Annotated in this window: 4 protein-coding genes and 1 pseudogene; 1 reads left to right on the forward strand and 4 read right to left on the reverse strand. The window is 61.6% G+C overall.

What is annotated here, in order from left to right; genetic code table 11:
* The first annotated feature begins 2 nt into the window (after positions 1-2).
* Positions 3-2,015: a tetratricopeptide repeat protein gene (locus AC1D0P_RS18155; RefSeq protein ID WP_477678029.1), complete on the forward strand. Its 2,013-nt coding sequence runs from the start codon at positions 3-5 to the stop codon at positions 2,013-2,015.
* Positions 2,016-2,046: 31 nt separating this feature from the next.
* Here AC1D0P_RS18155 and AC1D0P_RS18160 read toward each other — a convergent pair whose 3' ends face one another.
* The 4 genes and pseudogenes from AC1D0P_RS18160 to AC1D0P_RS18175 all read right to left on the reverse strand — a co-directional run.
* Complete coding sequence (locus tag AC1D0P_RS18160) at positions 2,047-4,452, reverse strand: GspE/PulE family protein (protein WP_477678030.1); 2,406 nt, start codon at positions 4,450-4,452, stop codon at positions 2,047-2,049.
* Positions 4,449-5,240 carry a 3',5'-cyclic-nucleotide phosphodiesterase gene (locus AC1D0P_RS18165; protein ID WP_477678031.1) on the reverse strand — a complete coding sequence of 264 codons (792 nt, stop codon included), beginning with the start codon at positions 5,238-5,240 and terminating at the stop codon, positions 4,449-4,451. Before AC1D0P_RS18165 ends, AC1D0P_RS18160 begins: the two co-directional genes overlap by 4 nt.
* Before the next feature lie 35 nt (positions 5,241-5,275).
* Positions 5,276-7,525 (reverse strand): CHASE2 domain-containing protein, encoded by a 2,250-nt coding sequence (locus AC1D0P_RS18170; protein WP_477678032.1) that lies wholly within the window; start codon positions 7,523-7,525, stop codon positions 5,276-5,278.
* A gap of 62 nt (positions 7,526-7,587) precedes the next feature.
* A pseudogene (locus AC1D0P_RS18175) lies at positions 7,588-7,709 on the reverse strand (FHA domain-containing protein); the annotation flags it as partial.

Consider the following 7,709-nt stretch of genomic DNA (forward strand, 5'->3'; position numbering starts at 1 on the left):
CGATTGTCCTGGCGCCCGACTTTGCCCGGGCTCATTTCAGCCGCGGCACCATACTGCTTGACCGGGGCGATGCACAGGATGCACTGGAGGCGTTTGCCAGGGCCGTGCAGTACAAACCGGACTCGGCCGGTACCCACTTCAACATCGGGTCCGCCCACGCACGGCTGGCTCAGCACGAGGCGGCCGCGCGGGCCTACCGTCAGGCGCTCGGATTCAAGCCGGATTTCGTGGACGCGGAAATCGCATTGGGGGCAGCCCTGGAAGAACTGGGGCAGGATGAAGCAGCCTTGGAGAGCTATCGCCGCGCCTTGAAGATCAAGCCGGACCATGCCCAAGCCCATGAAAAACAGGCCGACCTCCTGAAACGGCTTGAGCGCACCAGTGAGCTGGCTATCGCTTACCGCCAGATGCTGGAACTCGATCCCGACAATGTAGACATAGTATATAGCCTGGGTCTGGTCTTGCGCTCTCTGGGCCAGCTCCGCGACGCCGCGACCCACCTTCGGCGCGCAGCGGAACTCAAGCCTGATTTTGTCAACACGCATTGCCATCTCGGCGATATTTTTATGGCGTTGCGCTTGTTCGGCGAAGCGGCGGCAAGCTATAGCAAGGCGATCCAACTCGAGCCCCAGAATGCCGAGGTGCATCACAATCTGGGTGCCGCCTTCAAAGACCTTGACCAGCTCGACGATGCGCTGAAAAGTTACCGCAACGCGCTAACCATCAAGCCTGATTTCCCCATCGCGCAAAGCAATCTTTTATTGACTCAACATTTCCTGCCCGGCCTTTCACCCGAACAGTTGCGAGACGAGGCCCAGCGCTTCGGCGCGATGGTTTCGAGGTTGGCCCCACCTCCCGCCAGCTTGAGGAACCATGCGGATCCCGACCGACGCTTGCGTGTGGGCTTAGTCTCTGCAGATTTGCGCTCACATCCCGTGGCTTACTTTATCGAGAGCGTGCTGGAGGCTCTGTCGACCGAAGCGGCGGGTCGGCTGGAACTCTTTGCCTATTCCAACTCACCGGATGCCGACGATGTCACGGAACGGCTTAAAGGCCACCTGCAAGGCTGGTATCTGGCGGTTGGCCAGCCCGATGAAGTCCTAGCCAGGCGTATCCGCGCTGACGGGATAGATATCCTGATTGACCTCTCAGGACATACCGGAAAGAACCGTCTTCCTGTCTTTGCCTGGAAAGCCGCCCCCGTGCAGATCAGCTGGCTGGGGTACTTCGCTACCACGGGTGTCGAGGCCATCGATTACCTGATTGCCGACCCCTGGACTTTGCCCCCCGAGCTGGAGAGTCATTTCACCGAGGAGATCCTGCGCCTGCCGGAAACCCGGCTTTGTTTTACCCCGCCCCCGCACAATGTTGAGGTCACGCCCCTGCCTGCCTTGCGCAACGGCTACGTGACCTTTGCCTGCTTCAATAGCCTGTCGAAGATGAATGATGCGGTTGTCGCCTTGTGGGCCCGGGTACTGCACGCTGTGCCCGGCAGCCGCTTGCGACTCGCAGCATCACCGGACCAGCAGATCCGCTGGCAGCATGCCGTAGCAGAGCGCTTTGCCATCCACGGTATCAGCGCCGAGCGGCTGCATGTACTGAGCGCGGGACCTCGCGCGGCCTACCTGGCGACCTACCAAGAGGTGGATATCGCCCTCGATCCCTTCCCCTACACAGGTGGAACGACCTCGGCCGAAGCCTTGTGGATGGGCGTGCCGGTGCTCACACTGGCAGGTAAGAGTTTTCTGTCGCGTCAAGGCGTCGGCCTGCTGATGAACGCCGGCCTGCCCGAGTGGGTGGCCGAAGACGCCGATGACTACGTGAGAAGAGCCGTCTCGCATGCCGCCGACTTGCCGCGCCTGGCATCGCTGCGCGCCGGCATGAGGCAAYAGGTGCTGGCTTCACCGCTTTTCGACGCCCCGCGGTTTTCCCGGCACTTTGAAGAAGCCTTGCGCAGCGTGTGGCGCAAGTGGTGCGTGAGGCAAGCTGCCTCGGAGGCACGCGCCGGGAACTGAACCACCGGCGCCGCAGCTTCCCCGCAAGACCTTATTTAATGCAGACGGAGCGGACCATCTTCAGGTCGGTCAGTCCCATCAGCACTTTTTCCATGCCGTCCATCTTCAGCGTGTGCATGCCGCTGCTGACCGCGCTGGCGAACAGCTCGGCCACGCGGGCCCGTTCCTGGATCAGTTTTTTCGCGGCGTCGTCGGCAATCATGAGTTCATGTAAGCCGATCCGGCCCTTGTAGCCGGTCTTGCCGCATTTGTCGCAGCCCACGGCCCGGTATACGGTAAGCTTGCCGTCCTTGCCGTAGCGCTCCATCCAGTCTTCAAACAGCTTTTGCGACTCGCCGCCCTCATCGGCCTTCCAGGCGTCGGTGTGGCGCAGTTCTTCGGCGTATTCCCGGATGAAATCCTTGATCTCCTGCGAGCTCAAGGTGTGAGCCTCCTTGCAATCGCACAGTTTTTTGGCCAAGCGCTGCGCCAGGATGCCCAGCAAGGCATCGGCGAAATTGAAGGGATCCATGCCCATGTCCAGCAGACGCGTGATGGACTCGGGCGCGGAGTTGGTGTGCAGGGTCGAAAACACCATGTGGCCCGTCAGCGATGCCTCGACGCCCATGGCCACGGTTTCCTTGTCGCGCGACTCGCCGACCATGATGATGTCCGGGTCGGCCCGCAGGAAGGCGCGCATGACCAGCGCGAAGTCGATGCCGGCCTTGCGGTTGATCTGCACCTGGCGCAAGCCTTTCTGGGTGATTTCAACCGGGTCCTCGGCCGTCCAGATCTTGGTGTCCGGCGTGTTGAGGAATTTCAGGATGGAATGCAACGTGGTGGTCTTGCCCGAGCCCGTGGGACCGCAYACGTAAAAGAGGCCGTAAGGTTTGGAGACGGTTTTTTCGAGCCGCTCCTTGTTGTGCGCGGTCAGCCCGAGCTTTTCCAGCGGAATCGGCTCGCCGGCGGCCAGGATACGCATGACCACGTCTTCCACACCGCCGGCGGAGGGAATGGTGGCGACGCGCAGCTCGATATCCAGCGGGCCGTATTTCTTGAACTTGATCTTTCCGTCCTGCGGCTTGCGCTTTTCGGAAATATCCAGGTCGCACATGATCTTGAGCCGGGTCACCATGGCCTGGCGGAACTGCGCCGGCACTTCGATGTAGGGCTGCAAGGTGCCATCGATTCGGAACCGGATCCCGGTCTTGGCCTTGCCTGGCATGGGCTCGATGTGGATGTCAGACACCTTCTGGTTGTAGGCGTCGATGATGACCTTGTTGACGAACTTGACCAGCTCGTTGTCGGCCGCCGCGGATTCCAGCGACGACTCGTCGAGAGAATCGCCTTCCAGCGGCGAATCCATGTCGGCCAGCAGCTGGTCGATGGAGCTGCTGTCGGCACCGGCGCCGAAGAGCTGGTTCAGCGTCTCGTCAAACTCGGTCTGGGTCGTGACGCGGTAGGCGAACTTGGTGATGCGCGGGAACACCTGGGGAACAACGCGTGCCCCGCGCACGGCCTCCGGATCCATGCACATGATCACCAGGCCGTCCGTGGTTTCCTCCAGCGGTATCCAGCCCTGTTGCCCGATGAACTCCCGCTTGAGTGGCCCGTGCAGCATTTCGGAGCGGATGCGGCCTGCGTTGAAGGGTTCATAGCCCACGCCGAAAAACTTCGCCAGCGACTGGCCGATCTGGGTTGGGCGAATGTGGTAGCTGGCCATCAGCATATGCTCGACCGACTTGCCCTCTTCACGCGCCAGCTGAATGCACTGCTGCAGTTCGTCCTGCGACAGCACGCCTTCGGTGACCAGCCCGTCGTACTTGGTGGCCTTGCGGCGCTGGCCGTCTTCCGCTCGCTGCATGCGCTGGCGTATCGCGATGCCCAGCGTCTGGCATAGCTGGCGGGCGCCGTCTTCCTCGAGCTTGCCAAAGGGCTGGTCGCTGCGGTTGTTGATGACCTGCAGGACGCCGTACAACGTGTCGCCGTCCATGACGGGCGCCACCAGCATCTGTTTGGTCCTGTAGCCCGAGCGCTTGTCGACTTCCTGGAGAAAGCTCAAGGCCGGATGGATTTTCTTGAGCGTTTCCTCGTCGTAGACATCGGCGATGTTAACCATCTGGCGCGACATGGCCACATAGCCTGCGATGCTTTGCGCGCTGACCGGAAGCTTCAGGTCGCGGCTGGTGTTAAGTCCCGTCTTGACCTTGGACACGATGGAGGTGCGATCTTCATTGACGGCGTACAGGGTCAACCGGTCGGCGTTGAAGAGCTTGCAGATATCCTGGCTCGCCTCCAGCATGATCTGGTCGATGTTTTCGGTCTCATGGATGCGGTTGGTGACCAGCTGCAGCTGCCGGAAATACAGCGCCTCGAAGGTGACGCCGCGCTCTTGCGGCGGCAGCATCTGCGAGTCGAAAAACTCATCCTGGGGGTCTCGTTGCAATACGGCGCTCATAGTTCGAACTCCTGRCCTGCCCGTAGCCACCGGATATCGTGCGAGACGTTGGGGCCAAACGGGCGGGTTTGGTCAAAACGCTGTATCTCGGCCATGATGAGGTCGGTTTCGGCAGGCTTGGTGTGGGTGATGTAAATCGGGTAGTTCTTCCCGCGTTCAATGCAATCGAGCTCATTGGCCAGCGCATGGGGCGACAGGTGCAGGCTGCGCTTGGCGAGGTCGCGCTCGCGGTTGCTGAAAGCGGTTTCGATGACCAGCATGGCCACGTTCATCTGGTTGATCCGGGCCCACAGGGCCGGATTCTGCTCGGTGTCGCCGGTGAACACCCAGCAGCCCTTGCCGGTGGCCACGGCGTATCCCACGGCCGGCACGGTGTGCACCGCCGGCAGCACTTCCACGTGTTTTCCCGCCAGCAACAGGGTCTGCCCCACATCCAGGGGATGAAAACTGATGAACGGCGCTTCCGGCGTGGGGATTCTCGAAAAATCCGGCCAGATGGTGTTGTTGAAGATGTGCGCCTTCAGCGCGTTGATGGTGCCTTGCAGGGCGTGAATCTGTATTGGCGTGGTTCGCCGCGCCGCGATGGCGTCCACCATCAGGGGCAGCGCGGCGACATGGTCAAGGTGCGAATGCGTGAGCAGCACATGGTTGATGCCGGCCATCTCGTCGAGCGTGAGGTCGCCCACGCCAGTGCCCGCGTCGACCAGCAGGTCGTTGTCCAGCAGAAAAGACGTGGTCCGRCAGTCCTTGGCAATGGCTCCCGAGCAGCCTAGTACACGTACTTTCATGAGGTTTTCCGGTTGGCCCTGAGTTGGTCTTTGTGTTATTTGGTCTCAAAATTGGTTGCGCCATCCCACTCCGGATCAAACGGCAGCAGCCTCATGGAGGCTACACGCTCCGCGTACAGCCGGTAAAGGAACTTTTTGCCATTTGCCCGCTGCAAATTTAGTAACTGAACGTCACACTGGTCCCAGTCCTGGGCACGGTAGGCTTTCAAGGCCATGCCCCAGGTTTTCAGTTCGGCGGTGTTGTCCTTGTCGATACGGTCCGCCGGCGCCAGCGGCCAAAAAATGGCCACGGCCTGATCTTTGCCCTTCACGCGGACTTTGTCCAGTTCCTGCCACGCGAAATCACCGGCCAGCTTGCGGGTGGATTCGCTGACCACGATCTCGACACCATAGGTCTTGGACAAGCCCTCCAGGCGCGAGCCCAGGTTCACCGCATCGCCGATCACGGTGTAGCTGCGGCGGATGTCCGACCCCATGTCGCCCACGCACATGGTGCCAGTGTTCAGGCCGATGCCGATGCCGATCTCGGGTAAACCCTTGGCTTTGTGCTCTTCGTTGATCTTGCGGACGGCGTTGGACATTTCGAGCGCGGTTTTCACGGCCAGCGCCGCGTGGTCGGGCGTGTCCACAGGTGCGCCCCAAAACGCCATGACACAGTCGCCCATGTATTTGTCGATGGTGCCGCGGTTGCCCCGTATCAGGTCCGTCAGGCGGCTGAAGACACTGTTGAGCAGCGCCTGCAGCTGGGTCGGCTCCATGGTCTCCGACATCTTGGTGAAGCCGCGCATGTCGCAGAACATGACGGTCAGCTCCTTGGTGGTCGCCGTCATGCTGTAGCTGTCGGGGTCTTTCACCATCTCATCGACCAGCTCTGGCGGCACATAGGTGCCGAACAGGTTGGCCAGCTCGCGCTTGGAGCGGCTTTCGACGAAATAACCGTAACTCATGTTGAGCGCAAAAGCCGTCAGCGCCATCACCACCGCGCTGGCCAGCGGCAGCACCAGGCCGTAGCCCGCATAGAGCCAGAAATTCAGCCCGGCGATAGCGGCGGTCACGGCAAGGCTGACCAGGACCGCGCGGGAGGCCGACAGCAGGGGCAACGCGAACGCCAGCGTCAGGCCCGACAACAGCAAAATGACGATCTCGAACCCGACCGCATAGTCGGGCTTGACGAACACCTTGCCGTCCAGGAAACCCGAGATCACATTGGCGTGGGTTTCCACGCCAGGGTAAGTCTCCCCGACCGGCGTGACCCGCAAATCGAGAAGGCCCGGGGCCGTGGTGCCGACCAGGACGATCTTGTCCTTGAGCGAGCCGGGCGCCAGGCGCTTGGCCAGCACGTCGGCCGCCGAGATGTAGCGAAACGAGCCTCCGTTGGCGCCGCCGTTGCCGCGAAATGGCACCAGCGTGGCAACCCGGTCGTCGACCGGAATCGCCAGTACCTTGCCACCCTGCTTGAGCAAAATGCTTTCCAGCCCCTGGTAATTGCGCGTGAGGAATTTTTCCGGCGGAAAGCCGGGCTCAACCTTGGGCAAGCCCACCAGCATGCGGAACATGGCCAGCGCCAGCGATTCGTAGTACTGCCCCTTGTATTCCGCCAGCAGGGGGATGGAGCGCACCACGCCATCGCCTTCGGTGATGGAGTTGAAGAAGCCGCCCAGCGGAGCGGCCTTGGCCAGGAGTTCGATGTTGGCGCCGTAACCATTCCAGCTGGTGAACTTGATCGGGCGGCCGCCCAGCGCATCGCGGTCCATGACGGGTGCAGGCAAGACACCGTTGACGCGTCCGTCCCTGTCGCTGGTGAAGTAATAGCCCATCACGACCGGCCGCTTTTCGATAGCCTTGGCGAATACCGCGTCGTAATCCAGGCTGGCCTGCAGCTGGTTGAGCTTTTCCGAAAAACCGGGCTGGTCCTTCAGTTCCGTCTGCGCCAGCTGCTTGAGGCGTTTCAGGCCCGAGCTTTCATCGGCTTCGGCGAATACCACGTCAAAACCGAGCAGTGCGGTCTTCTGGCGGTCCTGCAACTCCTCGACCAGCTCGGCAAGCCTGTTGCGCCCCCAGGGCCAGCGGCCGACTTCGGCCAGGCTTTTTTCATCGATGTCGACGATGACGATGCGCTCATCCAGTGTGTGCGGCATCGTCGCCCGAAGGCGAGCGTCGTAGATGATGTCGTCCAGCCGCTGCAGCACGCCTATGCGCAGCACGCCGCCCGCATGCAGCAGGGCAAACACGAGCGGAATCAGCGTGACGGCGATGCGAGGCCAGTGCCGGGAGAGGAGTCTCATGAGACCTCGGGTGTTGGGTGCTGACGGTCCGCGCTAGTGCGAAGCCCGGGCAGGCACCCGGGTCAATGTTGGACGAACTGCATCTGCGTTCCGGCCAGTTCGAGCATGTCGCCGTTTTTCAGGATGACGGGCTCGGCCCCGATGGGCGCACCGTTGAGGGTCGGTTTTCCGGCCCCTTCCACAT

Source organism: Polaromonas sp. P1_G2, assembly GCF_056405515.1.

Bases quoted from the DNA above. Each gene is read 5' to 3' on its own strand.
- AC1D0P_RS18170 (WP_477678032.1), bottom strand. From the start codon at position 7,525: ATGAGACTCCTCTCCCGGCACTGGCCTCGCATCGCCGTCACGCTGATT.